Source organism: Pseudomonas sp. HMSC08G10 (assembly GCF_001808425.1).
Classification (GTDB): domain Bacteria; phylum Pseudomonadota; class Gammaproteobacteria; order Pseudomonadales; family Pseudomonadaceae; genus Aquipseudomonas; species Aquipseudomonas guariconensis.
Window position 1 is genome coordinate 1 of the sequence record NZ_KV793306.1, and the last position, 26,073, is coordinate 26,073.

Below are 26,073 nucleotides of genomic sequence, written 5' to 3' on the forward strand. Positions count from 1 at the left end.
CTGCCGCTGCTCGAGCACTGCATCAAGACCCCAGGTGTACACGTGATTGACTGCCCGGTGGACTACAGCGAGAACGACCGCATCCTCAACCAGGAACTGCGTGAGCGCGCACTGGCGGTCTAACGACTGACGGCCTGTTGCGGGTAAGCCCCGCTCCCATGGCATTACACCTTGGGAGCGGGCATGACCGGCGATGACTATCGTTCAACCCACAATTCCCGCTATACCTTCCCCCATGTGCTAGGGTGCACCCAAACTTCTGCCCTAGGACACTCATGATGCTCCCCGCCCTCAACGAAAAAGAACTCGACCGTCTCGAAGACCTGTTGATCACCTACGGCAACGACTATTCGGTACTCAACCTGGCCGAGCTCAACGGTTTTTTCACCGCCCTGGCCAGCTCACCGAATGCCGTCATGCCTGAGCAGTGGCTGCCTGCGGTCGCGGGTGGCAAGGTCCCCAAGTTCAAGAAGCCCGCCCATGAGGAGGCCTACACCGCACTGATGCTGCGTTACGCCAACCAGGTGGCTGAATCCCTGGCCGATGATCTTGAGCACTTCGAGCCGCTGTTCGAAGAGAGCGAAGGCGAAGAGGGGCCGTCGATCATTCTCGAGGAATGGTGCTTCGGCTACATGCGCGGTACCCAGGTGGCCGAGTGGAGCGAGTTGCCGCCGGAGCAGGACGGGCTGCTCAAGGCCATTTCCCTGCATGGGTTGGAGGATAATTTCGAGTTGCTCGACGCGATGAGTTTCGATGAGCTCCAGGCATGCGTGCCGCAAGTGGTCGAGGCAGCGCGGGGGTTGTACCTGTATCAGAAGCGGCAGCCGCACTGAGCATGGATCTAATCCGACGCCTGCGATAGCGCGGTTCACACGATTATTCCACCAGCCGAAATACTGGATTGCTCACAGCACTGATTCTGTTGCTCACCGATCCGGGGCAGCATGTCCTCCAGCAGCGCCACTCCCGGCGCTGATCCGGAGCCCAGAACATGCCAAGCCCGATCAAACTCTACAACTTTCCAAAGTCCGGCCATGCTCACCGCATCGAGCTGATGCTGTCGCTGCTCGAACTGCCCACCGAACTGGTCTTCGTCGACCTGGCCAAGGGCGAGCACAAGCAGCCCGATTTCCTGGCCATCAACCCATTCGGCCAGGTGCCGGTGATCGACGACAACGGTACTGTCATCGCCGACTCCAATGCCATTCTGGTGTACCTGGCCAAGGCCTACGGCGGTGAGCGTTGGCTGCCCGAGGATCCGGTCGGCGCCGCTCGCGTGCAACGTTGGCTGTCGGTCGCGGCCGGTCCTCTGGCCTTCGGCCCGGCGGCTGCGCGCCTGGTGACGGTGTTCGGCGCTTCGTTCAACACCGATGAAGTCATCGGCCGCGCCCACACCCTGCTCAAGGTGATCGACGGCGAGCTGGCCAAGGGCCCGTTCCTGGTCGGTGACCACGCGACCATCGCCGATATCGCCAACTACTCGTACATCGCCCATGCACCGGAAGGCAACGTGTCGCTGGAGCCTTACCCCAACGTGCGTGCCTGGCTGGCCCGTATCGAGGCGCTGCCAGGCTTCGTACCGATGCCGCGCACCGTTATCGGTTTGCAGACCACGCTCTGAGTCCCGAGGAATGCCGCCATGCGATCACCCTGGCATGCAGGTGAGAAACGGCTGCAGGAGCAAGCCGGTGTTGCAGAGCGCATGGAGGCATTTGGGCAAAAAGTCATCCGCGACTACATGCCCGACCAGCATCGCGCGTTCTACCATCAGTTGCCGTTCATGGTGGTCGGTGCCGTGGATGCCGAGGGCAAACCCTGGGCGACGCTGCTCGAAGGCCCCGAGGGCTTCGTCAGCTCGCCTGATCCGCGGCAGTTGCTGATTGGCACCGAGCTTGCCGCCGACGATCCGGCAACGCCGGGATTGGTGGCTGGCGGTGCCGTCGGTCTGTTGGGGATCGAGTTGCACACCCGCCGGCGCAATCGTCTCAATGGCGTGATTCGCAGGGCCAGTGCCGGCCAGTTGGAGGTGGAGGTCGAGCAGTCGTTCGGCAACTGCCCGCAGTACATTCAATTGCGCGAATACACCCGTGTCGACGTACCGTCGCAAGGGCGTCAGGATTCAACGGCGATCGATGCCAGGGCTCGCGCCATGATCGAGAGCGCGGATACGTTCTTCGTGGCCAGCTACGTCGAGCATGAAAGCGGCCAACGCTCGGTGGATGTCTCCCACCGCGGTGGTCGGGCCGGATTTGTGCGGGTCGAAGGCAACCGCCTGACCGTCCCCGACTATGCCGGCAATCTGCATTTCAACACCCTCGGCAACTTGTTGGTGAACCCTGTCGCAGGCCTGCTGTTCGTTGATTTCGCCAGTGGCGACGTGCTTCAGGTGGTCGGGCGGGCCGAGGTCATTCTCGACAGCCCACTGATCAGTGCTTTCGAAGGTGCCGAGCGAATCTGGACCCTGGATGTCGAACAGGTGGTGTTGCGTCCAGCTGCCGTGTCGCTGCGCTGGGCATTCCATGAGTACGCCCCCACCAGCATGGCGACCGGCATCTGGGCCGAAGCCGAGCTGCGCCTGCAACAGCGTGAACGGCAACGTCAATGGTTGAGCTGGCGAGTATCGCGCATCGAGCAGGAGAGCCGTGATATCCGCTCGTTCTACCTGCAACCTGGGGACGGCGCCGCCGTAACCTTTGCGCCCGGCCAGCATATTCCCGTGCGTTTGCGGACTGAAGGGCAGACGCCACTTATCCGCACCTATAGTTTGTCCAGCGCGCCGTCCGACGGTTACTTGCGTATCAGTGTCAAGGCGCAGGGGCCGGCTTCATGGCATCTGCACCGAGCGTTGAAGGTCGGTGATCTTTTAGATGTACGCCTGCCTATGGGCAGCTTCACGCTGGACCAAGACAGCGAACGCCCCCTCGTGCTGATTGGCGCGGGCGTCGGCATCACGCCGCTGATCGCCATGCTCCGTGAGCAACTGGCCAGCGGGCAGGGCCGGCGCATTTATCTGTTCCATGGCGGACGTACCTTGGCTGACCTGCCGTTCCAGCAGGAGCTAGACGCACTCCAAAAGCAATCCGCTGGCCTGCTGAATATCCATCGTGCCCTGAGTCAGCCGGAAGCGCACGCGGTGCAGGGCCGTGACTATACCTTCGCCAGCCGCCTGGGCATCGACCAGATCAAGACCACACTGGCACTGGACGACTACGACTTCTACCTCTGTGGTCCGGCCAGCTTCACCCAGGATCTGTACGAAGGCCTGCGCAGCGTGCATGTGCCCGATGCGCGCATTCATGCCGAAGCCTTTGGCCCTTCCACCTTGCGTCGTCACACCGACGACAATCAGCCCACGCTGCAACAGCCTCCGCCTGCCAAAGAGCCTGTGCCGGTGTACTTCGCCAGCTCCGCCAAGGAGGCCCGCTGGGCACCGGACAGTGGCACGCTGCTAGAACTGGCAGAGCGCCGTGGCCTGTCGCCGGAGTTCAGTTGCCGAGGCGGCTCCTGCGGCACCTGCAAGACCCGACTGGTCAGTGGGCAGGTCCACTACCTGAACCCGCCCGCCGAACTGCCTGAACCTGGTAGCGTACTGATCTGCTGCGCCATTCCGGCTCAGGCTGAAGAAGGTGTGCAGCCCTTGGTGCTGGAGCTCTAGCGTCAGCGCTGGAATAATCGCCCCATGACAACGCATGGGGCGCGGCATGGACCAGATTCACCTAATGAAAGTGTTCGTGGCCGTGGGCGAGCAGGAAAGCTTCGCCGCCGCTGCCCGCCGCCTGGCGATTTCGCCTGCGGCCGTGACCCGGGCGGTCACCGCGCTGGAGGAGCAACTTGGGGTCAAGCTGCTCTTGCGCACCACCCGCAGCGTGCGTCTGACCGAGGCCGGTGGCCGTTACCTGGAAGATACGCGGCACATTCTGGCCAGCATCGTCGAAGCCAATGAAGCCGCTGCCGGCATCAACGCCGCGCCCAAGGGCGACCTGGCGGTGACCGCGCCGATCCTGTTCGGCAAGAAGTTCGTCATGCCCTGCATCGTCCGTTACCTGCAGCAGTACCCCGAGGTGGACGTGTCGGCGTATTTTCTCGACCGTGTGGTGAATCTGGTGGAGGAGGGCCTGGACGTGGCTGTACGCATCGGGCAGTTGCCGGATTCTGGGCTCAAGGCACTGCGCGTGGGCCAGATGCGCCGCTTACTGTGCGCCTCGCCGGAGTATCTGGAGCGCCACGGCACACCGCGCCATCCTTCGGAATTGCACGGGCATCAGATCATCGCTGCCGGGGCGCTGTCGCCGCGCACGGACTGGCGCTTCGGCGCGATCGACGAGCCGACGCTGGTACGCATGAAGCCGCGCCTGACCGTGACCAGCAACGACGCTGCAATCGCCGCCGCCAGCGCTGGCCTCGGCATCGCCCGGCTGCTGTCCTATCAGGTGGCTGATGAACTGGCGGACGGGCGCCTGCAGGTGATCTTGGCCGATTACGAGGAGGCGTCCTGGCCGATCCACATCCTGCACCGCGAAAGCAAATACGGCTCGACCAAGGTGCGCACCTTCATCGACATGCTGGCCGAGCACCTGCGCAGCCAGTCGCATCTGGCCTGACTGTTGGCACGCGAAGCGGTCCCAGAGGTATCAACTCAAAATAAAAAGGCTGCCCGGAGGCAGCCTTTTCTAGGTGGCTGGACGATCAGTCCCAGCTCAGCGCACCACCGGTCTGGTACTCGATAACGCGAGTCTCGAAGAAGTTCTTCTCCTTCTTCAAGTCCATGATCTCGCTCATCCAAGGGAACGGGTTGGTGGTCCCAGGATATTCTTCTTTCAGACCGATCTGGGTCAGGCGACGGTTGGCGATGAACTTGAGGTAATCCTCCATCATCGCGGCGTTCATGCCCAGTACGCCGCGTGGCATGGTGTCACGGGCATATTCGATCTCCAGCTGGGTCCCTTGCAGGATCATCTGGGTCGCTTCTTCCTTCATCGCGGCATCCCACAGGTGCGGGTTTTCGATCTTGATCTGGTTGATCACGTCGATGCCGAAGTTCAGGTGCATGGATTCGTCACGCAGGATGTACTGGAATTGCTCGGCGACGCCGGTCATCTTGTTGCGGCGGCCCATGGAGAGGATCTGGGTGAAGCCGCAGTAGAAGAAGATGCCTTCCAGGACGCAGTAGTAGGCGATCAGGTTGCGCAGCAGCTCTTTGTCGGTCTCGACGGTGCCGGTGTTGAACTCGGGGTCGGAGATGGCGCGGGTGTACTTCAAGCCCCAGGCTGCCTTTTTAGCGACCGATGGGATCTCGTGGTACATGTTGAAGATCTCGCCTTCATCCATGCCCAGCGACTCGATGCAGTACTGGTAGGCGTGGGTGTGGATCGCCTCTTCGAAGGCCTGACGCAGGATGTACTGGCGGCACTCGGGGTTGGTGATCAGGCGGTACACGGCCAGGGCCAGGTTGTTGGCCACCAGGGAGTCGGCGGTGGAGAAGAAGCCGAGGTTGCGCATGACGATGCGGCGCTCGTCTTCGGTCAGGCCGTCCATGCTCTTCCACAGGGCGATGTCGGCGGTCATGTTGACCTCTTGCGGCATCCAGTGGTTGGCGCAGCCGTCGAGGTACTTCTGCCAGGCCCAGTCGTACTTGAACGGAACCAGCTGGTTGAGGTCGGCGCGGCAGTTGATCATGCGCTTTTCGTCAACGCGCACGCGGGCGGAGGAGCCTTCGAGTTCGGCCAGGCCTTCGGCGATGTCGAGTTCGTTCAAGGCGGCCTTGGCGCGCTTGACGGCGTCGGAGTCGTCGGCGGTCGCTGCGCGGGCTTCCTGGGCGGCGGCGTCACCGGCGCTGTCGAGTTTGTCGAGGGTGGCGGCGGCGTTGGCCTGTGCGGGGGTGGCGCCTTTGGCGGCGACTTCACCGTCTTCCTTGTCGAATTCGTCCCAGCTCAGCATGGTCCTGGCTCCTGCTAGAGGGTTGCGCGGGGCAACCGATTGGATTTTAAAAGGTGACGCCTGCAAGGCCCCAAGGGCGATACGGCAGGCAGTGAGCGCGCGCGCTCGTCACGTTTGAAGGTGTCGGATCAGCGCCTGTCCATGCCTCGCAGGAGGGGCCAGGACGCCTGAATACAGTGTGGCAACGATAAAACGTGCGGGCTGGCCAAGCGGTTGGGTACGGCTTGTGTCACGCAGTCGATCATTGGCTAAACCCTTTTTCGAGGGGGGCGAAGTATAACGGAATTCGCTACCGATCGGAGCGACGCTGGGCCGGTCTGCTGTAATTTTTCGACCGGTATCAGGCGCGTCCGTTCACGAATCACGCGTCGTTTCCACGGGGAAGGAGTTTAGCGGAAAAATCGCAGATGTGGTGTTTGATTTTTTGATCTAACACAAAATATTGTGTTTTTGAGGTGGGGTTTTCAGCGTCGAAAAACCGCACCCGGAGGGCCTTGGCCTTCCGGGCGGGTCTTAGCGGCAGCGGTTGCGCAGCGTCTGGACGATGTGCGTCCTGGGGTTGTTGCGCGCCTCTTCGACCGTGGTGAAACGGCCGGTTTCGGCATTGCGGCCAATCTTGCGAGTTGCAGGTTTCTTCCGAGCCATCGTGATGTCTTCCGTGTGGGTCAGTGAAGCCCGTGTGCTGGCGTCCAGGGCACGGGGCAGTACTGTTTTATCCCTTCGCGAAAGCGACGTGCAGAGGGCAGAGTCTCTCGATGACGCGGATACAAAAATGCCGCAAGCGGCGCCCTAAGGCGCCTCCCGCGGCATGGGGTGTTACTGGCAGGCTTCGCAGTCTGGCTCGTCGATCGCGCAGGCCTTAGGTACCGGGGCTGGGCCCGCTGCCTGGACCGGGGCGCTGTCGCCGCCGCTGGAAACGGCGTTGAGCTTGCCGGTGTTGATGGTCGACTTCTCGGTGCTGGTGGCGGCCAGGGCACGGAGGTAGTAGGTGGTCTTCAGACCACGGTACCAGGCCATGCGGTAGGTCACGTCCAGCTTCTTGCCCGAGGCGCCGGCGATGTACAGGTTCAGCGACTGGGCCTGGTCGATCCACTTCTGGCGACGGGAGGCGGCGTCGACGATCCACTTGGTCTCGACTTCGAACGCGGTGGCGTACAGGTCCTTGAGCTCTTGCGGAATACGCTCGATCTGCTGCACCGAACCGTCGTAGTACTTCAGGTCATTGATCATGACCGAGTCCCACAGGCCGCGAGCCTTGAGGTCTCGGACCAGGTACGGGTTGATCACGGTGAACTCGCCCGACAGGTTCGATTTGACGTACAGGTTCTGGTAGGTCGGCTCGATCGATTGCGAAACGCCGGTGATGTTGGCGATGGTCGCGGTCGGCGCGATGGCCATGATGTTCGAGTTGCGGATGCCTTTCTTGACGCGCTCGCGAACAGGAGCCCAGTCCAGGGACTCTTCCAGGTTGACGTCGATGTACTTGGCGCCACGGGCCTCGATCAGGATCTGCTGGCTGTCCAGCGGCAGGATGCCCTTGGACCACAGGGAGCCTTCGAAGGTCTGGTACGCGCCGCGCTCGTCGGCCAGGTCACAGGATGCCTGGATGGCGTAGTAGCTGACCGCTTCCATCGACTTGTCGGCGAACTCGACCGCAGCGTCCGAGCCGTACGGGATGTGCTGCAGGTACAGCGCGTCCTGGAAGCCCATGATGCCCAGGCCGACCGGACGGTGCTTGAAGTTCGAGTTCTGAGCCTGGGGCACCGAGTAGTAGTTAATGTCGATCACGTTGTCGAGCATGCGCACGGCAGTCTTGACGGTACGCGCCAGTTTCGTGGTGTCCAGCTTGCCGTCGACGATGTGGTTCGGCAGGTTGATCGAACCCAGGTTGCACACGGCGATTTCATCGGCGTTGGTGTTCAGGGTGATTTCGGTGCACAGGTTCGAGCTGTGCACCACGCCCACGTGCTGCTGCGGCGAACGCAGGTTGCACGGGTCCTTGAAGGTCAGCCATGGGTGGCCGGTCTCGAACAGCATCGACAGCATCTTGCGCCACAGGTCTTTGGCCTGGACGGTCTTGAACACCTTGATCTTGTTGTACTCGGTCAGGGCTTCGTAGTACTCGTAGCGCTCTTCGAAGGCCTTGCCGGTCAGGTCGTGCAGATCAGGCACTTCCGAAGGCGAGAACAGGGTCCACTTGCCGTCGTCGAAGACGCGCTTCATGAACAGGTCCGGGATCCAGTTGGCGGTGTTCATGTCGTGGGTGCGACGACGGTCGTCACCGGTGTTCTTGCGCAGCTCGAGGAATTCCTCGATGTCCAGGTGCCAGGTTTCCAGGTAGGCGCAGACCGCGCCCTTGCGCTTGCCGCCCTGGTTGACCGCGACGGCGGTGTCGTTGACGACTTTCAGGAACGGCACGACGCCTTGCGACTTGCCGTTGGTGCCCTTGATGTACGAACCCAGGGCACGTACCGGAGTCCAGTCGTTGCCCAGGCCACCCGCAAACTTCGACAGCATGGCGTTGTCGTGGATGGCTTTGTAGATGCCCGACAGGTCATCCGGCACGGTGGTCAGGTAGCAGCTCGACAGCTGCGGACGCAGGGTACCGGCGTTGAACAGGGTCGGGGTCGAAGCCATGTAATCGAACGAGGAGAGCAGGTTGTAGAACTCGATCGCACGGGCTTCTTTGTCTTTTTCCTGCAGCGCCAGGCCCATGGCCACGCGCATGAAGAACACCTGTGGCAGCTCGAAACGTACGCCATCCTTGTGGATGAAGTAGCGGTCGTACAGGGTCTGCAGGCCCAGGTAGGTGAACTGTTGGTCACGCTCGTGCTCGATGGCCTTGCCCAGACGCTCCAGGTCGTAGCCTTTGAGGGCAGGGTCGAGCAGCTCGAACTCGACGCCTTTCTCGACGTAGGCCGGCAGGGCCTTGGCGTACAGGTCGGCCATTTCGTGGTGGGTGGCGCTGTCGGCCACGCCCAGGAAGCCCAGGGCCTCGGCACGCAGGGTGTCCATCAGCAGACGGGCGGTGACGAAGGAGTAGTTCGGCTCGCGCTCGACCAGGGTACGGGCGGTCATAACCAGGGCGGTGTTGACGTCCTTGATGGCCACGCCGTCGTACAGGTTCTTCAGGGTGTCGCGCTGGATCAGCTCGCCATCGACTTCGGCCAGGCCTTCGCAGGCTTCGCTGATGATGGTGTTCAGGCGCGCCATGTCCAGCGGCGCCAGGCTGCCGTCGGCCAGGGTGATGCGGATGCTTGGGTGCGGCTCGACCACGGATTCGGTGTTGGCGCGGGTGGCACGCTCCTTGGCGCGCTGTTCGCGGTAGATCACATAGTCACGGGCGACTTTTTGCTCGCCGGCGCGCATCAGGGCCAGTTCGACCTGGTCCTGGATTTCCTCGATGTGAATGGTGCCACCCGATGGCATGCGACGTTTGAAGGTCGCGGTGACCTGCTCGGTCAGGCGAGCGACGGTGTCGTGGATGCGCGACGAGGCAGCGGCAGTGCCGCCTTCAACTGCGAGGAACGCCTTGGTGATGGCCACGGTGATCTTGTCGTCGGTGTAGGGAACGACAGTACCGTTACGCTTGATCACGCGCAGTTGACCGGGTGCGGTCGCGGCCAGATCCTGGTTCGAATCGGCGGCCTGCGGCACCTTGGCCTGCGGGTTCTCGCGAGTTGTGTCGGTTTGCATGGGTGGGTGTCTCCACAGTTTCTATATTGTTCAGGCGCCTTTGGGGCGCCCACCGTTCCATCCACTAGCCTGATGGCCACGAGCGGGGACGCGCATGCACGCGCATCCGCCCGCTCGGGCGTACCGACTTCGGGACAGACTCAGGAATAAGGGGCAATAACCTGCCGCTCCCTGGCCGAAGTCAAAGGTTTTGGGCTGAGCCCAAAAACTGTTGCTGATGAGTGCCAGGCCTGGCCTGCAACACCCATGCCCGAACAAGACCCTGGACGGGCTTGCCTCGGTCGCCTCCGCAGGAGCGGTTTGGCTGTTGGAATCACGTTAAGTTCAGCCAGACAAATCGCTTGAACTTCTCTGTTGACTTGTGTTTGTGATTTTGCTCGAACCCCAATATCTAGTGGTTCGCTGCGATGGGGATACAAGATAATGCGGTCTCAGGGGCTTTGCAAGGTGAGCGCCTGTGGATAACTTGTGCGTACTTTGTGTGTGATCCGTGGGTATTCGCTGTAGGCCTTGTCCTAGCTGGCCTTCACTTTTTTTCTGCGTTCCCATGCCCTGTCGCTGATTTTTTCGGGCGCGAACCCTATCACAAAAATCGCCCCGGTCGAGGGCCTGCGACAGGCGACTTGGCGTGGTTGGCAGGGGGCGAGGGTGGGACGTAGTATCCAGGGGCAATGTTGCCTTTTGGTGACCGGTGGCTGACGGGCCCGATGCCATCGCCGGTTGTACACTGCAACGCCAGCAGGCGGCTCCAGAACAAGAATAATCAGTGAAGGCGGACCATGGACCAGCCCAACAACCGGATATTGATCGTCGAGGACGACCAGCGACTGGCGGAACTCACCGCCGAATACCTGCAGGCCAACGGCTACGAGGTGGCAGTGGAGGGCGATGGCGGCCGGGCGGCGCGGCGTATCATCGACAGCCAGCCGGACCTGGTGGTCCTCGACCTGATGCTGCCCGGCGAAGATGGCCTGAGCATCTGTCGGCGCGTCCGTGGCCAGTATGCCGGCCCCATCCTCATGCTCACCGCTCGCAGCGATGAACTCGATCAGGTCCAGGGCCTGGACATGGGCGCCGACGACTATGTGTGCAAACCGGTGCGTCCACGCTTGCTGCTGGCGCGCATTACCGCCTTGCTGCGGCGCAGCGAAGCCCCGCAGAGCAAGCGTCAGGCGCTGCAGTTCGGTGCATTGCGCATCGACAACCGCGTGCGCGAGGCCTGGTTGGGCGAGCAGGCGATCGAACTGACCGGCGCCGAGTTCGACCTGCTCTGGCTGTTGAGCAGCAATGCCGGGCGGGTGTTGTCCCGCGAGGAGATCTTCACCTCTCTGCGTGGCGTGGGCTACGACGGCCAGGACCGCTCCATCGATGTGCGTATTTCCAAGATCCGCCCCAAAATCGGCGACGACCCGATCCACCCGCGTCTGATCAAGACCCTGCGTAGCAAGGGCTACCTGTTCGTCGGCGAGGCCGCTCAGGCAGCGGCCCCATGAATTCGATCTTCCTGCGCATCTACGGCGGCATGCTCGCCGTGCTGGTGCTGGTGGCAGTGCTTGGGGTGCTCAGCCTGCATCTGGTCAACCAGGTGCGCGCTGAACGGCACCGCGAGGGGCTGGCCCAAGGCACCTTCAGCCTCATGGCGGATAACCTGGCCCTGCAAGATCCGGTCGAGCGCAAGCGCTCGCTGTTGATCTGGGAGCGCTTGCTCGGCGTGCCGCTGGATTTGCAGCCGTCCTCGGCCTTCACCCTGGATGGTGGACAGCGCACGCGCTTGCGTCGGGGCCTGGTGGTGGTGGAAAAGACCGGCCCGCATGCCGTGCGCGTTTTGCGCCAGGTCGGCGATGAAGACCAGCTGTTGGTGGCCCAGGTCAAGCAGGTCAGCGAACAGTTGGCTCGCGCCACGCTCTATCTGCTGGCCGATGAGCTGGTGCGCTACCCGGTCACCGAACAGCAGCGACGCCTGGCCGAGATCAGCAAGAGCAAGGGCTTTGGCTTCGAGATCGCCCTGCAGCGCCTGGAGCGGGCAGGCCTGGACGACGACCAGCGGCGTCGGGTGGAGGAGGGCGACACGGTGATGGCGTTGGGCAAAGACGGCGATTCGGTGCGGGTGTTCTCCGGATTGACCGGTTCGCCCTGGGTGCTGGAGATCGGACCGTTGCATCAGCTCAACCCGTATCCGCCGCAGTTGCTGGTCCTCATCGCCTTCCTTGGTTTGTGCCTGATCGGCCTGGTGGTCTACCTACTGGTGCGTCAGTTGGAGCGACGCCTGTCGGGGCTGGAAGTCGCGGCCACGCGCATTGCCCAGGGCAGCCTGGAGACCCGCGTGCCCGAGGGGGACGCCGACTCGGTGGGGCGCCTGGCGGCAGCCTTCAATGGCATGGCCGAGCACCTGCAGCGCTCCTTGACCATGCAGCGCGAGCTGGTGCGGGCGGTGTCCCATGAATTGCGCACGCCGGTGGCGCGCCTGCGCTTTGGCCTGGAAATGATCGAAAGCGCTAGCACCGAGCAGGCCAGGGCCAAGCACCTGGCCGGCATGGACAGCGACATCCAGGATCTGGACAAACTGGTGGACGAGATGCTGACCTACGCCCGCCTGGAGCAGGGCACACCGGCCTTGAAATTCCAGGCGGTGGACCTCGACGCCCTGCTCGAGCGCGTGATCCAGGAGCTGTCGCCGTTGCGGGTCGAGGTCAAGGTGGTACGCGGCGACTGCCAGGGTGCGGATGCGACAGGCGCCTGGGTCGATGCCGAACCCCGCTACCTGCACCGGGCGCTGCAGAACCTGGTGGGCAATGCCATGCGGCACGCCGAATCCCAGGTCAGGTTGAGCTATCAATTGGGCCTGGAGCGCTGCCGCATCGATGTGGAAGACGATGGGCCCGGAATTCCCGAAGGGGTCTGGGATCGCATCTTCACCCCTTTCACCCGCCTCGACGACAGCCGTACCCGCGCCTCCGGCGGGCATGGCCTGGGGTTGTCGATCGTGCGCCGGATCATCTACTGGCACGGGGGGCGGGCAATGGTCGGGCGCAGCGAAGCGTTGGGCGGGGCCTGCTTCAGCCTGATCTGGCCGAGCCACCGGGCGCAGGTCTAGGGGTTACACGCTGATCAGGCTGAGCAGGTAGCCGTCCTGGACGCAGAACTGGCCCTCCAGCTCGCGGCCAGCCTGCCAGTCGGCTGACAGGTCGGTGAGCAGGCGCAGGCGGGCATAACCCTCGACAGACCATTCCAGCAGCTCGGCGTGTTCGAAGTAGAAGCGCTGCCGGGTCAAGGGGTAGAGCGCCTTGAACAGGCTTTCCTTGAGTGAGAACGTCAAAGTCACGCCCAGGCCGAGCTGGCTGTAGTCCAAGCGCTGGAGCTCGGCGGGGGTGAGGATCTCGCCAGCCAGGCGTTCGGCGCGTTCGTCGTTCAGCAAGGATTCCTGGTCCAGGCCCAGGCCACCGCTGTCGCCGTCGGCGGCAACCACAGCGGCGGCCCAGCCTTTGCCATGGGTGATCGAGCCGTGAATGCCGGCCGGCCAGATCGGCGAACGGTCCTCATGGGTGGCGGGCACGTAGTCGCGTCCATCCAGGGCATGCAGCGCCGCACGTGCGCAGACCCGGCCTGCCAGGTACTCGGCCTGGCGCTTGGCCACCGAGCGCTGCAGGCTGGCGCTTTGTTCGATGCCAGCGCGCTGGAAGTCGTCCGCCGCCAGGCGCGCGGGGTCGAAGGTGCAACTGACTAGCACCGCGCCGGGAACCGGGCGGGGCAGGGGCCAGTGGTGCTTGAGGGGGGAGCAGCAGGTGGGGTGTCTGGTCATGGTGAGTATTGTGCCAGTGGCGCCCTGATGCGCAAACCAGGCGAGTGCCGCACCCTCGACTGCCACCCCGACAGTCTTCAGTCGAAGGATTTCTTGAGGAAGGCCTGCATGTCCGCCCACGAGCGGTCATCCGCCTCTTTGTTGTAGCCAATGTCCGGCCCGCCATGGTCGCCGTGGCTCAAGCGGTCGGCATCGGGGTTGGTGAATCCATGCTTGGCTCCGGCAATGGAGACGAATGTCATGTCGGCGCCGGCGTTTTGCATTTCCTGCTTGAACGCCGCCACTTGCGCTGGCGGGATCATGCTGTCGGCCTCGCCGTGCTCTACCAGGATTTTCGCCCTGATCACACCCGGCTTGGCTGGCGTCTGAGTGGCCAGTGGGCCATGGAAGCTCACCACGGCGTCGAGTTTCTCGCCTCGGCGCGCGGCATCGAGCACTACCTTGCCGCCGAAGCAGTAACCCACCGCCGCCAACTGATGTTTGTTGGTGTTGGGCTGGATTTTCAGCAGCTCAAGCCCCGCATCGAAGCGCCGTGCAGCAGCCTTGGGGTCCTTCGTCGCCGCCGCCATGAACGCTTGGGCGTCCTTCGGATGTTCGGTGTGCTTGCCATCGCCATACATGTCGATGGCCAGGGCGTTGTAACCCAGCGCCGCCAGGTCCCGGGCCCGGCGCTTGGCATAGTCGTTCAGCCCCCACCATTCATGCACCACGATAATGCCGGGGCGCTTGCCCTCGACCGCATCGTCGTAGGCGTAATAGCCCACCAAGCGCTGGCCATCGGCGTCCTGATAGGGAATTTCGCGGGTCTGCACCGCCGCTTGGGCGACGGCAACGCTGCACAACAGGGCCAGGGCAAGCAGGGAACGCATGGTCGGTACTCCTTGGGCAAAGGGTGCGATTCGTTCAGCCGGGGTTCAGGCAGGGTTCAGCCGCGGTTCAGGGCTCACTCCCTACTCTAGCCACCAGACACAGACATCGCATCCAACTGGAGTATCCCACCATGAAAACACTCAATACCTTGATGGTCGCCATGGCCGTATGTGCCGCCAGTCTCACCGCCCAGGCCGCCGATGACACCTTCGCAAGCCTCACCTATGGCCAGACCAGCGACAAGGTCCGTAAGTCCGGCCTGCTGCAACGCAACACCGATCACCTGAACGCCGACGGCATCATCGGCAAGGACGGCACCTGGGGCGTGCGCGTGGGCAAGATCAATGACGATGCCCGCTATTACCTGACCTACGACAATGTCTCGGGCGATCACAGTGGCATCAAGCTACGCCAGGAAAACCTGCTTGGCAGCTACGATGCGTTCTTGCCGGTGGGCGACACCACCAAGTTGTTCGGTGGCGGCAGCCTGGGCTTGACCAAACTGTCCCAGGAATCCTCCGGTTACAGCCGTGACACCGATGTGGGTTATGCCGTAGGCCTGCAGGCCGGCGTGCTGCAGCAGATCACCAACAACGCCTCGGTGGAGCTGGGCTACCGTTACCTGCGCAGCAACGCCAGCACCGAACTGGCCGAACATGGCGGTCCCAAGGCAGGCACCCTGCGTCTGACCAGCAGCGCCCAGACCTACCTGTCGGCCAACTACACCTTCTGACCCAGAAGAGGGGCCAGGGCAACGCTGGTATGCTGCACCGGTCCCTCCGCGACCAAGCCCGCTCCTGCCGCCAGGTCGTGCAGAAGCGGGCTTGACCGGCACGGGAGGCGGATACAGGTATGAATCAAGGAGAGTGACATGAAACTGCTGGTGGTCGAGGACGAGGCGCTGCTACGCCACCACCTGTACACGCGCCTGGGCGAGAGCGGGCATGTGGTCGAGGCGGTGGCCGATGCCGAAGAGGCGCTCTACCAGGCCGAGCAATACAACCACGATTTGGCCGTGGTCGACCTTGGGCTGCCGGGCATGAGCGGCCTGGACCTGATCCGCCAGTTGCGCAGTCAGGGCAAGACCTTCCCGATCCTGATCCTCACCGCCCGCGGCAACTGGCAGGACAAGGTCGAAGGCCTGGCCGCCGGGGCCGACGACTATGTGGTCAAGCCGTTCCAGTTCGAAGAGCTGGAGGCGCGCCTGAATGCCTTGCTGCGCCGCTCCAGCGGTTTCACCCAGTCGACCATCGCGGCAGGGCCCCTGGTGCTGGACCTCAATCGCAAGCAGGCGACCTTGGACGAGCAACCGCTTGCCCTGACCGCCTATGAATACCGCATCCTCGAATACCTCATGCGCCATCACCAGCAAGTGGTGGCCAAGGATCGTCTTATGGAGCAGCTCTACCCCGATGACGAGGAGCGCGATCCGAATGTCATCGAGGTACTGGTCGGACGTCTACGGCGCAAGCTCGAGGGCGACCGTGGTTTCAAACCGATCGACACGGTGCGTGGCCTGGGCTACCTGTTCACCGAGCGCTGCCGATGATCCGCTCCCTGCGTGTGCGCCTGATGCTGGCGGCGGCGCTGTTGGCGTTGTTGTTCATGCTGGCGCTGCTGCCGGCCCTGCAAAAGACCTTCAGCCTGGCGTTGCAGGAGTCGATCGAACAGCGCCTGGCCTCGGATGTGACCACCTTGATTTCCGCCGCGCGGATCGAGCAGGGGCGGCTGCAGATGCCCGAGCAGTTGCCCGACGAACGCTACAACCTGCCCTACACCGGCCTGCTCGGCTACATCTTCGATCGCCAGGGCGCTCTGGTGTGGCGTTCGCGCGCCACCAACGGGCAGAACATCAACTACCGCCCCCGATATGACGGGCGCGGCAATGAGTTTGCCCGGATTCACCAGGATGACGGCGAGGAATTCTTCGTCTACGACGTGGAGGTCAAGCTGCTCGGGGGCAAGAGTGCCGCATTCAGTATCGTGGCGCTGCAGCCGGTGCGTGAGTACCAGCACACCCTCGATGGCCTGCGTGAAAAGCTCTACTTGGGTTTCGGGGCCGCCCTGCTGGCGCTGATGGTGCTGTTATGGGCCGGCCTGACCTGGGGACTTCGTTCGTTGCGCAGGCTGAGCCTGGAGCTTGACGAAGTGGAAGCGGGGGCGCGTGATGGCCTGAGCGGCGAGCACCCGCGTGAACTGCTGCGCCTGACCGGTTCGCTCAACCGCCTGCTGCGTAGCGAGCGTGAGCAGCGCCAGCGCTACCGCGATTCGCTCGATGACCTGGCGCACAGCCTCAAGACGCCCCTTGCGGTGCTGCAAGGCGTCGGTGAAAGCCTCGGCCAGGGTGACAGCGAACGCGAGCAGGCGCGGGTGCTGCAAAGCCAGATCGAACGCATGAGCCAGCAGATCGACTACCAACTGCAGCGCGCCAGCCTGCGCAAGAGCGGTCTGGTCCGCCATCGGGTGCAACTGCGACCGGTGCTCGACAGCCTGTGCAACACGCTGGACAAGGTCTACCGCGACAAGCGCGTGGCCGTCAGCCTCGACATGCCCCCGGATGCCTGGGTGCCGATGGAGCAAGGGGCAGCGCTGGAGCTGTTCGGCAACCTGCTGGAGAACGCTTATCGGCTGAGCCTAGGCCAGGTGCGTGTGAGCTTGCAGGAAGCGCCTGGGCAGTTGGTGCTATGCGTCGAAGACGATGGCCCTGGCGTACCGGGCAGTCAGCGTGAGCGCATTCTCAAACGGGGCGAACGGCTCGATCGGCAGCATCCGGGGCAGGGCATCGGCCTGGCGGTGGTCAAGGACATCATCGACAGCTATGACGCCGAGCTGAGCCTGGATGATTCGACACTAGGAGGCGCGGCGTTCCGGATCGTGTTCCATCTGGAGTGAAACCCATTGGGGTCGCTGCCCGGTCCATCGCACGCTCCGTTAGCTCACCTCTGGGGCGCGCAGATCCTGGGGGGCGGGTTTACCCGCGAAGCTAACGCCAAAGGGCGGGCCACGCGTACGTTTTCCCTCCCTGGGCGGATTCCCGCCAACAGCCTCGTTCCAATCCCGCCAACGGGCGGAAATCCGCCAACCTCAACCTACGCGACTGCCCCGCCATGGGGCGCCGAAAGCCCCGTAATACGGGGTCTGCACTGATTACGAGCATTTTGGCATCGGCCTTGCTATCGACCTGGCAGAGGCCTGTCACAAGGCAGCTCGAACACAACGACAAATCCCTCCAAGTGCAGGAGGGTTCGCGCTTTAGGTGCCCCACCGCCCTGGGAAGGGTGGGCTCGGCACACTTGAGGAAAAACTAGCCATGACGACACGTCAGCCGTTGTACAAATCCCTGTATGTCCAGGTGTTGGTCGCCATCACCATCGGTATCCTGCTCGGTCACTACTACCCGGAAACCGGCGTAGCCCTCAAACCCCTGGGCGACGGATTCGTCAAACTGATCAAGATGGTCATCGCCCCGATCATCTTCTGCACCGTCGTCAGCGGCATCGCTGGCATGCAGAGCATGAAGTCGGTCGGCAAGACCGGCGGCTATGCGCTGCTGTACTTCGAGATCGTTTCCACCATCGCCTTGATCATCGGCCTGGTCGTGGTCAATGTGGTCCAGCCCGGTGCCGGCATGCATGTCGACGTCAGCACCCTGAACGCCAGCAGCGTCGCCGCCTACGCCGCCGCGGGCGCGCAGCAGACCACCGTGGGCTTCCTGCTCAACATCATCCCCAACACCGTGGTAGGCGCCTTCGCTAATGGCGACATCCTTCAGGTGCTGATGTTCTCCGTGCTGTTCGGCTTCGCCCTGCACCGCCTGGGCAGCTACGGCAAGCCGGTGCTGGACCTGATCGACCGCTTCGCCCATGTCATGTTCAACATCATCAATATGATCATGAAGCTGGCCCCGGTCGGTGCCTTCGGCGCCATGGCCTTCACCATCGGCCAGTACGGTGTGGGCTCGCTGGTGCAACTGAGCTACCTGATGATCTGCTTCTACGTCACTTGCCTGCTGTTCATCCTGGTGGTGCTGGGCGGTATCTGCCGGTTCCATGGCTTCAGTGTACTCAAGCTGATCCGCTACATTCGTGAAGAGCTGATGATCGTGCTCGGCACCTCCTCCTCGGAATCGGCCCTGCCACGCATGCTGGCCAAGATGGAGCGCCTGGGTGCCAAGAAGTCGGTGGTCGGCCTGGTGATCCCTACCGGCTACTCATTCAACCTGGATGGCACCTCGATCTACCTGACCATGGCTGCAGTGTTCATCGCCCAGGCTACTGACACCACCATGGACATCACCCACCAGATCACCCTGCTGCTGGTGCTGCTGATCGCCTCCAAGGGTGCAGCAGGCGTCACCGGTTCCGGCTTCATCGTGCTGGCCGCGACCCTGTCCGCCGTGGGTCACCTGCCGGTGGCAGGCCTGGCGCTGATCCTGGGTATCGACCGCTTCATGTCCGAGGCGCGTGCGCTGACCAACCTGATCGGCAACGCCGTGGCCACGGTAGTCGTGGCCAAGTGGGTCAACGAGCTGGACACCGACACGCTGCAGGCCGAGCTGGCCTCCGGTGGTTCACCGCTGGTCGACCCTCGTCCGGTCGATGACCTGGGCGTGGCCGAAGGCCCGGCGCGTTGATTGCGTTGTGAAATCGAAGAAGGCGACCCTCGGGTCGCCTTCTTTATTTGAAATGCCTGCCGGCCTGTTTGCAGGTAAACCCGCTTGCACAGGTTTGGCGCAAGCCTTGTGGGGGCGGGTTTAGCCGCGAATGCTGTTTGTCATTCGACGCGGGTCTCGCCGCTGTAAACCAGGATCTCACGACACCGCCTGCACAGGTAGCGTCGCCCCTGGCGCACCAGCTTGTGCCGCTGGGCGGTAAACGGGAAGTCACTTTCCGGGCAGGGGCAGCGATAGATATAGCGGGTGGCCACGCGCCGCTGCACTTCATAGTTATGGCAACGGTTCGGTGGCAGTTCGTACACGCCCCGCATGATCAGTTGCCATTCCTCGCCATGGGCCTGGATCTTGTCGCCGAATAACTGATGCGCCACCAAGTGCGCGACTTCGTGGGCGACGGTCTGGCGCAGGAAGTCTTCCTGATTTTCTCGGTACAGCTGCAGGTTGAAGCGCAGCAGGTTTTCGTGCAGATGAGCGACGCCGGCTTTCTGGCCGCGCAGCTTGAAGCTGACTTGCGGACGAGGGAAGGTGCGTTTGAAGAAGAATTCAGCTTGCTGGTAACAGGTTTCGACGCGTTGTTTGAGCAGCTCGGGCATGGCGGGGTGGTTCTCCTGAGCGGGCAATTATGCCGCAAGCGCCAGGTGCCTGCCGGGCCATCTGTCAGCACACAGCCAGAGGCCGCCTTGCGGCGGCCTCGGGGTGACGCTCCTATGTTGCGTTGGATCTAGTTGGTATAGACAGGCCCCACACCCAGCCCCCAGATGATCACCGTGGAGGCCATGATAGCCACCAGCACCACCAGGCCTACCGCCAGCACGGAGCTGGAGAACAGGAAGCCTTCGTCGGTGGGGATGTTCATGAAGGTCGGCAGGCCGACATAGAGCAGGTAGACCGTGTAGCAAATGGCCGCCGTGCCCACCAGCATGCCAAGCCAGAGGTGCGGGTAGAGCGCCGCCAGGCCGCCGATGAACAGCGGGGTGGCGGTGTAGGTGGCAAACGCCACGCATTGCGCCATGGATGGGGTGGCATCGTAGGTGCGGGCCATCCAGTGGATGAAGGCCCCCATGACCGCGACCCCGGCGAGCATCGCCAGGTAGGACATGATGCTCATCCATAGTGCGCTTTCCATCGTCAGCATCACCGCCGGTCGATCACCGATGACCCAGCCGACCTGGGTGGTGCCGATGAACGCCGACACAGCCGGGATCGCGGCGAGTATCAGCGTGTGGGTCAGGTACATGTGGCTGATGCTTTCGTCCTCGCCACGAATCTCCTTCCACTCCTGGTCAGGGTGGGTAAACAGCCCCAGAACGTGATGGATCATGCCGGTCACTCCTATCGTCGTTGTCAAACGCCCCCCAAGTGGAGCGCTTGCGGCCCGAGGCCTGGACACCGATGCAAGCGGTCGTGTGGCCTTATCTCGCAGTATAGGAAGCCGTTACCTACATAAACCTGGGTTTTTAGAGCAAATTGCGCTGTCAGATGCGCGCTTGATTCTTTATCGGAATGGCCTACGCCCCCGCTCGGTTTGTGCGTAAAATAGCCCGCTTTTGTCACACCTCGCGGATCCAAGCGCTATGGGCACCCTCTCGGTCAACCAGAACAAACTGCAAAAACGCCTGCGTCGCCTCGCTGGCGAAGCCATCACCGACTACAACATGATCGAGGATGGCGACAAGGTCATGGTCTGCCTGTCCGGCGGCAAGGACAGTTACACCATGCTCGACGTTCTGTTGCACCTGCAGAAGGTGGCGCCGATCAAGTTCGAGATCGTCGCTGTGAACATGGACCAGAAGCAGCCAGGCTTCCCTGAGCACGTGCTGCCGGCCTATCTCAAGGAGCTGGGCGTCGAGTACCACATCGTCGAGAAGGACACCTACTCGGTGGTCAAGGAGCTGGTCCCGGAAGGCAAGACCACCTGCTCGCTGTGTTCGCGTCTGCGCCGCGGCACGCTGTACACCTTCGCCGACGAGATCGGTGCGACCAAGATGGCCCTCGGGCACCATCGCGACGACATCGTCGAGACCTTCTTCCTCAACATGTTCTTCAACGGCTCGCTCAAGGGCATGCCGCCGAAGCTGCGCGCCGACGACGGTCGCAACGTGGTGATCCGCCCGCTGGCCTACTGCAGCGAGAAGGACATCCAGGCCTACTCGGACATGAAGGGCTTCCCGATCATCCCTTGCAACCTGTGCGGCTCTCAGGAAAACCTGCAGCGCCAGGTGGTCAAGGACATGCTGGTGGAATGGGAACGCAAGCACCCGGGCCGCACCGAGAGCATCTTCCGCGCTCTGCAGAACGTCGCGCCATCGCAGCTGGCCGATCGCAACCTGTTCGATTTCACCAGCCTCAAGATCGACGAAAGCGCCACTCCGCGTTTTCTCGATGTACTGAACATCTGACCCATGCGCGACTACCAGTGGCTGCATGAGTACTGCCTGAACCGCTTCGGCTCGGCACAGGCCCTGGAGGCCTTCCTGCCGCAGCCGCGCACGCCAGCGCAATTGCGTGACATCAGCGATGACCGCTACCTGTCGACGCTGGCCCTGCGGGTGTTCCGTGCAGGGCTCAAGCACAGCTTGGTGGACGCCAAGTGGCCGGCCTTCGAGCAGGTGTTCTTCGGCTTCGATCCGGAAAAGGTCGTGCTGATGGGCGCCGAGCACCTTGAGCGGTTGATGCAGGACGAGCGGATCATTCGCCATTTGGGCAAGCTTAAGAGCGTGCCACGCAATGCGCAGATGATTCTCGACGTGGCGAAGGAGCAGGGCAGTTTCGGCGCGTTCATCGCCGATTGGCCGGTGACCGACATCGTCGGGCTATGGAAGTACCTGGCCAAGCATGGCAATCAGTTGGGCGGGTTGTCGGCGCCGCGCTTCCTGCGCATGGTCGGCAAGGACACGTTCATTCCCACCGATGACATGAGCGCAGCCCTCATCGCCCAAGGCGTGATCGACAAGCAGCCGACCAGCCAGCGCGATTTGGCGCTGGTGCAACAGGCGTTCAATCAGTGGCATGAGCAGAGTGGGCGACCGTTGTGCCAGCTGTCGGTGATGCTGGCGCATACCGTCAATCATTGAGAGGTGCGACGCGTGCTTCGCGGGTAAACCCGCTGCCACAGGGGCGGTGCAGTACTTGTGGCAGCGGGGTTACCCGCGAAAAGGCCGTCGCTTCTACTGCCCTTCACCGGCCACACGCCGCTCATGCTGGAACTTCCAGCGCACATACAGCAGGGCACTGACGAACAGCCCCAGGCTCACCAGCACCTCCATCCAGCCGAACACCGCCCGTGCCGGGTCGAACGCCGCCAGCACTCCCTTGATGAAATAGATATTCACCACGAAGCACGTCCAGGCATGGGCCCGGGCGCTGCCCGTCAGCATGCCCGGCACCAGCAGCAACAGAGGGATCAGCTCGATGGCCAGGATCACTTCGACCCGCGCCCCATGCAGGTCCGCGAACCACAGGTTGTTGACCGCCAGCAGGGCGATCAGGCCGAAAAAGCAAGCCAGGCTCAGCGCCCGGGTGACGCGCACCCGTGGAATGAGCCACTCCAGCGCTGGCAATACCTTGGGCTTTCTAGCCACGCTCGCCCCCCAAAGCCTTGGCGGTGCTCGCCAGGCGTTGGCCCAGGGCGCGGCACAGGGCGATTTCGTGCGGGTCGAGTTCGCGCTTGCCATCAGCTCCAGCGTGGTGGCTGGCGCCATAGGGCGTGCCGCCACCACGGGTCTCGAGCAGCGCCGACTCACTGTACGGCAGGCCTAGCACCAGCATGCCGTGGTGCATCAGCGGCAGCATCATCGACAGCAGTGTGGTCTCCTGGCCGCCGTGCAGGCTGGCGGTCGAGGTGAACACGGCCGCTGGCTTGCCGACCAGTTCGCCGCCCAGCCACAAGCTGCTGGTGCCGTCGAGGAAGTACTTGAGCGGCGCGGCCATGTTGCCGAATCGGGTTGGGCTGCCCAGCGCCAGGCCCGCGCAGTGGCGCAGATCGTCGAGGGTGGCGTAGAGCGCGCCGCTGGCCGGGATGTCCGGCGCCACGGCTTCGCATTCGGTGGAGATCGCCGGCACAGTGCGCAGGCGCGCCTCCAGGCCGGCCATCTCGACGCCGCGGGCGATATGCCTGGCCATCTCGCTGGTCGAGCCGTGGCGGCTGTAATAGAGCACTAGAACGTAGGGATCGCTCACGGCAGGATCTCCAGTACTTTCTCCGGCGGACGGCCAATCACCGCCTTGTCACCGGCGACCAGGATCGGACGCTCGATCAGCTTGGGGTGCTGGACCATCGCGTCGATCAGTTGCGCGTCGCTCAGGGCGGGGTTGGCCAGATCCAGGGCCTTGTATTCTTCTTCACCGGTGCGCAGTAGCTGGCGCGGGGCGATGCCCAGCTTGCCGAGCAGGGTTTTCAGGGTGACGGCATCCGGCGGGGTGTCCAGGTAGCGCACGATGGTCGGGGCCAGGCCGCGCGCTTCGAGCAGTTCCAGGGCGCCGCGGGATTTCGAACAGCGCGGGTTATGATAGAGGGTCAGATCAGTCATGACGGGTCGCATCCAGCTGGGTGTGACGGCTATTCTAACCGCAGCGACTGTGTCGTTTGCTTGAAACTTCTAGAAGGATTGACCCATGGCAAGGCGTTTGGCAGCAGTACTGGCCATCACCGCGAGCCTGTTGCTCGGCGGTTGCGGTGCGGACTACGGCGTGGACCAGCACGGCAACACGGTAAAGGCCGAGCAGATCGACGGGCACTGGCTGGTGCTCAACTACTGGGCCGAGTGGTGCGGCCCGTGCCGTACGGAAATTCCCGAGCTCAACGCTGCGGCCAAGCAGTGGGAGGCCCAGGGTATCAAGGTGGTCGGGGTGAACTTCGATGGATTGCAGGGCCAGGATCTCAAGCAGGCAGCCGAAACTCTCGGCATCGCCTTTACCGTCCTCGCCCAGGACCCGGCCGAGCGCTACGAACTGCCGCGCAGCGAGGCGCTGCCGGTGACCTACATCATCGATGACAAAGGCAAGGTGCGTGAGCAACTGATGGGGGAGCAGACCCTCGAAGGGCTGCAAGCGAAGATCAAGGCCCTAAAGGGCGCTTAAGCGCTTCAAGCGGCAAGAAAGAGCGGACCGTGTTGGGCATGCTTTTTCTTGCAGCTTGCAGCTGCTCCTAACCTTCCTCGGGCCAGAAGCGCAGTGGCTTGCCCTCGGCCGGCCAGAAGCGGATCTGCTCGATGGACGAAACGTCCCAGCGCTGCACGGTCTCCAGCGCCTGAAGGAAGCGTTTTTCCTGATCCATCAAGGCAGGGGCGCACAGCTTGCGGGTCTTGCCGATCTTGCCGAAGCTGATGCGGTCGCCCTGCAGGGTGTAGGGCGCGAACCAGTGGTTGCAGCCAGCATTGCCATAAGCACGGCCGTCCTCGCCGAGGATCAGGGTCAGGTGGCTGTAGTCGATCAACGGGCGCTCGCCGATCCACTCCAGCACATAGCTTTGCTCCGGTTGCAATTTCGAAGGCTCCGATGCGCAGCCGAGCAGGCCGACGGCAATCAGTGCACCGGTCAACAGATGCTTCACTGCGCGCTCCCTTGGCAGGCCGGGCACAGGTGCTGGTCGCCACGGCTGGCCCAACCCAGCTCGGCGATGCGGGCGCTGGCCGCGGGCTGGCGGGCCTTGTTGCCGAGCTTGCCGTCGACGGCGAACTCGAAGTCCAGCTCAGCCTGGCAGCTGTTGCACTTGACCTTCCAGTTGAGGATCTCCAGCTCATTGAAGATCGGGCCGCTGGCCACGGCGACCCATTGGCCGCGCGGGTTGATCAGGTGGCGCACGCTCTCCACGGTCAGGCGCATGGAAAGATCCTTGCTGCCTTTGAGGGTCACCAGCAGGACATCGTCCCTCTGGATCGAGCCACCGTTGCCAGTCACCTGATAGCGGCCTGGCACCAGGGCGCGGCATTCGATCAGGGTGTGTTGCGGGTTGAAAAGGGTGTAGCGGAAATCGTGTTCGACCATGGGTCCTCCAAAATTGCCGCGTATCCTAGCATCAACCGTTCACCAGATTCTGCGGATCGCCCGCCGTCCAGCGGATGATGTTGTCCAGGGTGGTCGAGGCGATGGCCGCCAGCGCTTCATGGGTGAGAAACGCCTGGTGTGCGGTGACGATCACGTTGGGGAAGGTCAGCAGCCGGGCGAGCACGTCGTCCTGCAGCGGCAGGTCGGAACGGTCCTCGAAGAACAGCTGCGCCTCCTCTTCATAGACATCCAGCCCCAGGTAGCCGAGCTGGCCACACTTGAGCGCGTCGATCAGGGCCGGCGTGTCGACCAGCGCGCCGCGCCCGGTATTGATCAGCATGGCGCCGGGTTGCAGGGTGGCCAGGCTCTGGGCGTTGATCAGATGGCGGGTGTGCTCGGTCAGCGGGCAGTGCAGGCTGATGATGCGCGCCTGGCTCAGCAGTTCGGGCAATTCCACGTAGCGGGCGCCCAGGGCAAGCAGTTCAGGGTTGGGGTAGGGGTCGTAGGCCAGCAACTGGCAGCCGAAACCGGCCATGATGTGGGCGAAGGCGGCGCCGATCTGGCCGGTGCCGACCACGCCGACCGTCTTGCCGTGCAGGTCGAAGCCGGTCAGGCCATGCAGGGTGAAATCACCTTCGCGGGTGCGGTTGTAGGCCCGGTGCAGGCGTCGGTTGAGCGCCAGGATCAAGGCCACGGCATGCTCGGCCACGGCATGGGGTGAATAGGCCGGTACCCGCACCACCGCCAGCCCCAGGCGCCGGGCGGCGGCCAGATCGACGTGGTTGTAGCCTGCCGAGCGCAAGGCGATCAGACGGGTCCCGCCGGCAGCCAGGCGTTCGAGCACCGTGGCATCGAGTTCATCGTTGATGAACGCGCAGACCACCTCGAAGCCCTGGGCCAGGGCGACGGTGTCCTGGGTCAGCCGCGCCGACTGGTAGTGCAGCTCCAGGCCACTGTCGCGGGCGGCCTGGGTGAAGCTTTCCTGGTCGTAGTGCTGGCTGCTGAACAACAGGACACGCATGGTGTGAATCTCCAGGTTTCGTCATCGCGGCAGTGTAGACAGCCTGCGAAGAAGGGCGTTGATCTTGCTCAGTGGCGTCACTGTTCGGAA

Annotated in this window: 27 protein-coding genes; 14 read left to right on the forward strand and 13 right to left on the reverse strand. The window is 63.1% G+C overall.

The genetic code is table 11. From position 1 onward, the window contains the following. The 5 genes from HMPREF3173_RS24965 to HMPREF3173_RS10425 all read left to right on the forward strand — a co-directional run. Window positions 1-123: hypothetical protein (locus tag HMPREF3173_RS24965; protein ID WP_256544477.1), on the forward strand; the 123-nt coding region annotated here is incomplete at its 5' end. 155 nt (window positions 124-278) lie between these two features. After that, window positions 279-833 carry a UPF0149 family protein gene (locus HMPREF3173_RS10410; protein WP_070572921.1) on the forward strand — a complete coding sequence of 185 codons (555 nt, stop codon included), beginning with the start codon at window positions 279-281 and terminating at the stop codon, window positions 831-833. 158 nt (window positions 834-991) lie between these two features. Then, window positions 992-1,621 carry a glutathione S-transferase family protein gene (locus tag HMPREF3173_RS10415; RefSeq protein ID WP_070572923.1) on the forward strand — a complete coding sequence of 210 codons (630 nt, stop codon included), beginning with the start codon at window positions 992-994 and terminating at the stop codon, window positions 1,619-1,621. An 18-nt stretch (window positions 1,622-1,639) separates the two neighbouring features. Then, window positions 1,640-3,655 carry a pyridoxamine 5'-phosphate oxidase family protein gene (locus HMPREF3173_RS10420; protein ID WP_070572924.1) on the forward strand — a complete coding sequence of 672 codons (2,016 nt, stop codon included), beginning with the start codon at window positions 1,640-1,642 and terminating at the stop codon, window positions 3,653-3,655. Between the two features lie 46 nt (window positions 3,656-3,701). Then, window positions 3,702-4,601 carry a LysR family transcriptional regulator gene (locus HMPREF3173_RS10425; RefSeq protein ID WP_070573408.1) on the forward strand — a complete coding sequence of 300 codons (900 nt, stop codon included), beginning with the start codon at window positions 3,702-3,704 and terminating at the stop codon, window positions 4,599-4,601. A gap of 85 nt (window positions 4,602-4,686) precedes the next feature. Here HMPREF3173_RS10425 and HMPREF3173_RS10430 read toward each other — a convergent pair whose 3' ends face one another. The 3 genes from HMPREF3173_RS10430 to HMPREF3173_RS10435 form a co-directional block, all read right to left on the reverse strand. After that, complete coding sequence (locus HMPREF3173_RS10430) at window positions 4,687-5,937, reverse strand: ribonucleotide-diphosphate reductase subunit beta (protein WP_043214574.1); 1,251 nt, start codon at window positions 5,935-5,937, stop codon at window positions 4,687-4,689. A 513-nt stretch (window positions 5,938-6,450) separates the two neighbouring features. Continuing rightward, on the reverse strand, window positions 6,451-6,582 hold the full coding sequence (locus tag HMPREF3173_RS24970; protein ID WP_256544354.1) for a hypothetical protein: 132 nt from the start codon (window positions 6,580-6,582) through the stop codon (window positions 6,451-6,453). A gap of 171 nt (window positions 6,583-6,753) precedes the next feature. Continuing rightward, entirely contained in the window at window positions 6,754-9,633 is a 2,880-nt protein-coding gene (locus HMPREF3173_RS10435; protein WP_070572926.1) for a ribonucleoside-diphosphate reductase subunit alpha, read from the reverse strand. 779 nt (window positions 9,634-10,412) lie between these two features. Between HMPREF3173_RS10435 and HMPREF3173_RS10440 the strand changes: the two genes are divergently transcribed. Next, a complete protein-coding gene (locus HMPREF3173_RS10440) occupies window positions 10,413-11,126 on the forward strand; it encodes a response regulator (RefSeq protein WP_070572928.1) in 714 nt (237 codons plus the stop codon). Continuing rightward, complete coding sequence (locus HMPREF3173_RS10445) at window positions 11,123-12,727, forward strand: ATP-binding protein (RefSeq protein ID WP_070572930.1); 1,605 nt, start codon at window positions 11,123-11,125, stop codon at window positions 12,725-12,727. Before HMPREF3173_RS10440 ends, HMPREF3173_RS10445 begins: the two co-directional genes overlap by 4 nt. Window positions 12,728-12,730: 3 nt before the next feature. Here HMPREF3173_RS10445 and HMPREF3173_RS10450 read toward each other — a convergent pair whose 3' ends face one another. Together HMPREF3173_RS10450 and HMPREF3173_RS10455 are read right to left on the reverse strand one after the other, a co-directional pair. After that, the gene (locus HMPREF3173_RS10450; RefSeq protein WP_070572932.1) at window positions 12,731-13,432 is read right to left on the reverse strand and encodes a 4'-phosphopantetheinyl transferase family protein; all 702 of its coding nucleotides are present in this window, start codon (window positions 13,430-13,432) and stop codon (window positions 12,731-12,733) included. A gap of 77 nt (window positions 13,433-13,509) precedes the next feature. Then, window positions 13,510-14,301, reverse strand: a complete 792-nt coding sequence (locus HMPREF3173_RS10455) for a dienelactone hydrolase family protein (protein ID WP_070572935.1) — start codon at window positions 14,299-14,301, stop codon at window positions 13,510-13,512. Window positions 14,302-14,432: 131 nt separating this feature from the next. Between HMPREF3173_RS10455 and HMPREF3173_RS10460 the strand changes: the two genes are divergently transcribed. The 4 genes from HMPREF3173_RS10460 (at window position 14,433) to HMPREF3173_RS10475 (ending at window position 18,935) form a co-directional block, all read left to right on the forward strand. Beyond that, a complete protein-coding gene (locus HMPREF3173_RS10460) occupies window positions 14,433-15,035 on the forward strand; it encodes an outer membrane beta-barrel protein (RefSeq protein WP_043214562.1) in 603 nt (200 codons plus the stop codon). Between the two features lie 138 nt (window positions 15,036-15,173). After that, on the forward strand, window positions 15,174-15,851 hold the full coding sequence (locus tag HMPREF3173_RS10465) for a response regulator (protein WP_070572937.1): 678 nt from the start codon (window positions 15,174-15,176) through the stop codon (window positions 15,849-15,851). Then, window positions 15,848-17,194, forward strand: a complete 1,347-nt coding sequence (locus HMPREF3173_RS10470; RefSeq protein ID WP_070572939.1) for an ATP-binding protein — start codon at window positions 15,848-15,850, stop codon at window positions 17,192-17,194. The genes HMPREF3173_RS10465 and HMPREF3173_RS10470 overlap by 4 nt, the downstream gene beginning before the upstream one ends. Window positions 17,195-17,612: 418 nt before the next feature. Further along, a complete protein-coding gene (locus tag HMPREF3173_RS10475; RefSeq protein WP_043214554.1) occupies window positions 17,613-18,935 on the forward strand; it encodes a dicarboxylate/amino acid:cation symporter in 1,323 nt (440 codons plus the stop codon). 140 nt (window positions 18,936-19,075) lie between these two features. On the opposite strand, the gene HMPREF3173_RS10480 is transcribed toward HMPREF3173_RS10475, so the two are convergent. Both HMPREF3173_RS10480 and HMPREF3173_RS10485 read right to left on the reverse strand, forming a co-directional pair. Beyond that, a complete protein-coding gene (locus HMPREF3173_RS10480) occupies window positions 19,076-19,570 on the reverse strand; it encodes a SprT family zinc-dependent metalloprotease (protein ID WP_070572941.1) in 495 nt (164 codons plus the stop codon). Window positions 19,571-19,698: 128 nt separating this feature from the next. Further along, a complete protein-coding gene (locus HMPREF3173_RS10485) occupies window positions 19,699-20,298 on the reverse strand; it encodes a Yip1 family protein (protein WP_043214549.1) in 600 nt (199 codons plus the stop codon). A 253-nt stretch (window positions 20,299-20,551) separates the two neighbouring features. On the opposite strand from HMPREF3173_RS10485, the gene ttcA reads away from it, so the two are divergent. Both ttcA and HMPREF3173_RS10495 read left to right on the forward strand, forming a co-directional pair. Next, window positions 20,552-21,376 (forward strand): tRNA 2-thiocytidine(32) synthetase TtcA, encoded by an 825-nt coding sequence (gene ttcA, locus HMPREF3173_RS10490; protein ID WP_043214547.1) that lies wholly within the window; start codon window positions 20,552-20,554, stop codon window positions 21,374-21,376. Between the two features lie 3 nt (window positions 21,377-21,379). Beyond that, window positions 21,380-22,051 (forward strand): DNA-3-methyladenine glycosylase I, encoded by a 672-nt coding sequence (locus tag HMPREF3173_RS10495; protein WP_070572943.1) that lies wholly within the window; start codon window positions 21,380-21,382, stop codon window positions 22,049-22,051. 93 nt (window positions 22,052-22,144) lie between these two features. Here the strand turns inward: HMPREF3173_RS10495 and HMPREF3173_RS10500 are convergent, their stop codons facing one another. The 3 genes from HMPREF3173_RS10500 to arsC are packed head-to-tail and all read right to left on the reverse strand — an operon-like array spanning window position 22,145 to window position 23,506. Next, window positions 22,145-22,558, reverse strand: coding sequence for a DUF2069 domain-containing protein (locus HMPREF3173_RS10500; protein ID WP_070572946.1), 414 nt, complete (start codon window positions 22,556-22,558; stop codon window positions 22,145-22,147). After that, window positions 22,551-23,156 (reverse strand): NAD(P)H:quinone oxidoreductase, encoded by a 606-nt coding sequence (wrbA, locus tag HMPREF3173_RS10505; RefSeq protein WP_070572948.1) that lies wholly within the window; start codon window positions 23,154-23,156, stop codon window positions 22,551-22,553. The genes HMPREF3173_RS10500 and wrbA overlap by 8 nt, the downstream gene beginning before the upstream one ends. After that, window positions 23,153-23,506, reverse strand: coding sequence for an arsenate reductase (glutaredoxin) (gene arsC, locus HMPREF3173_RS10510; protein WP_043215202.1), 354 nt, complete (start codon window positions 23,504-23,506; stop codon window positions 23,153-23,155). Before arsC ends, wrbA begins: the two co-directional genes overlap by 4 nt. An 85-nt stretch (window positions 23,507-23,591) precedes the next feature. Here arsC and HMPREF3173_RS10515 point away from each other — a divergent pair, with 85 nt between their 5' ends. Further along, a complete protein-coding gene (locus tag HMPREF3173_RS10515; RefSeq protein WP_043215201.1) occupies window positions 23,592-24,056 on the forward strand; it encodes a TlpA disulfide reductase family protein in 465 nt (154 codons plus the stop codon). A 67-nt stretch (window positions 24,057-24,123) separates the two neighbouring features. Here the strand turns inward: HMPREF3173_RS10515 and HMPREF3173_RS10520 are convergent, their stop codons facing one another. From HMPREF3173_RS10520 to HMPREF3173_RS10530, 3 genes are read right to left on the reverse strand one after another with little or no spacing between them, the layout of a single operon-like run. After that, on the reverse strand, window positions 24,124-24,528 hold the full coding sequence (locus HMPREF3173_RS10520; RefSeq protein ID WP_070572950.1) for an META domain-containing protein: 405 nt from the start codon (window positions 24,526-24,528) through the stop codon (window positions 24,124-24,126). Next, window positions 24,525-24,962, reverse strand: coding sequence for a hypothetical protein (locus HMPREF3173_RS10525; RefSeq protein WP_070572952.1), 438 nt, complete (start codon window positions 24,960-24,962; stop codon window positions 24,525-24,527). Before HMPREF3173_RS10525 ends, HMPREF3173_RS10520 begins: the two co-directional genes overlap by 4 nt. Window positions 24,963-24,993: 31 nt before the next feature. After that, window positions 24,994-25,983 carry a 2-hydroxyacid dehydrogenase gene (locus HMPREF3173_RS10530; protein WP_070572954.1) on the reverse strand — a complete coding sequence of 330 codons (990 nt, stop codon included), beginning with the start codon at window positions 25,981-25,983 and terminating at the stop codon, window positions 24,994-24,996. Between the last annotated feature and the right edge of the window lie 90 nt (window positions 25,984-26,073).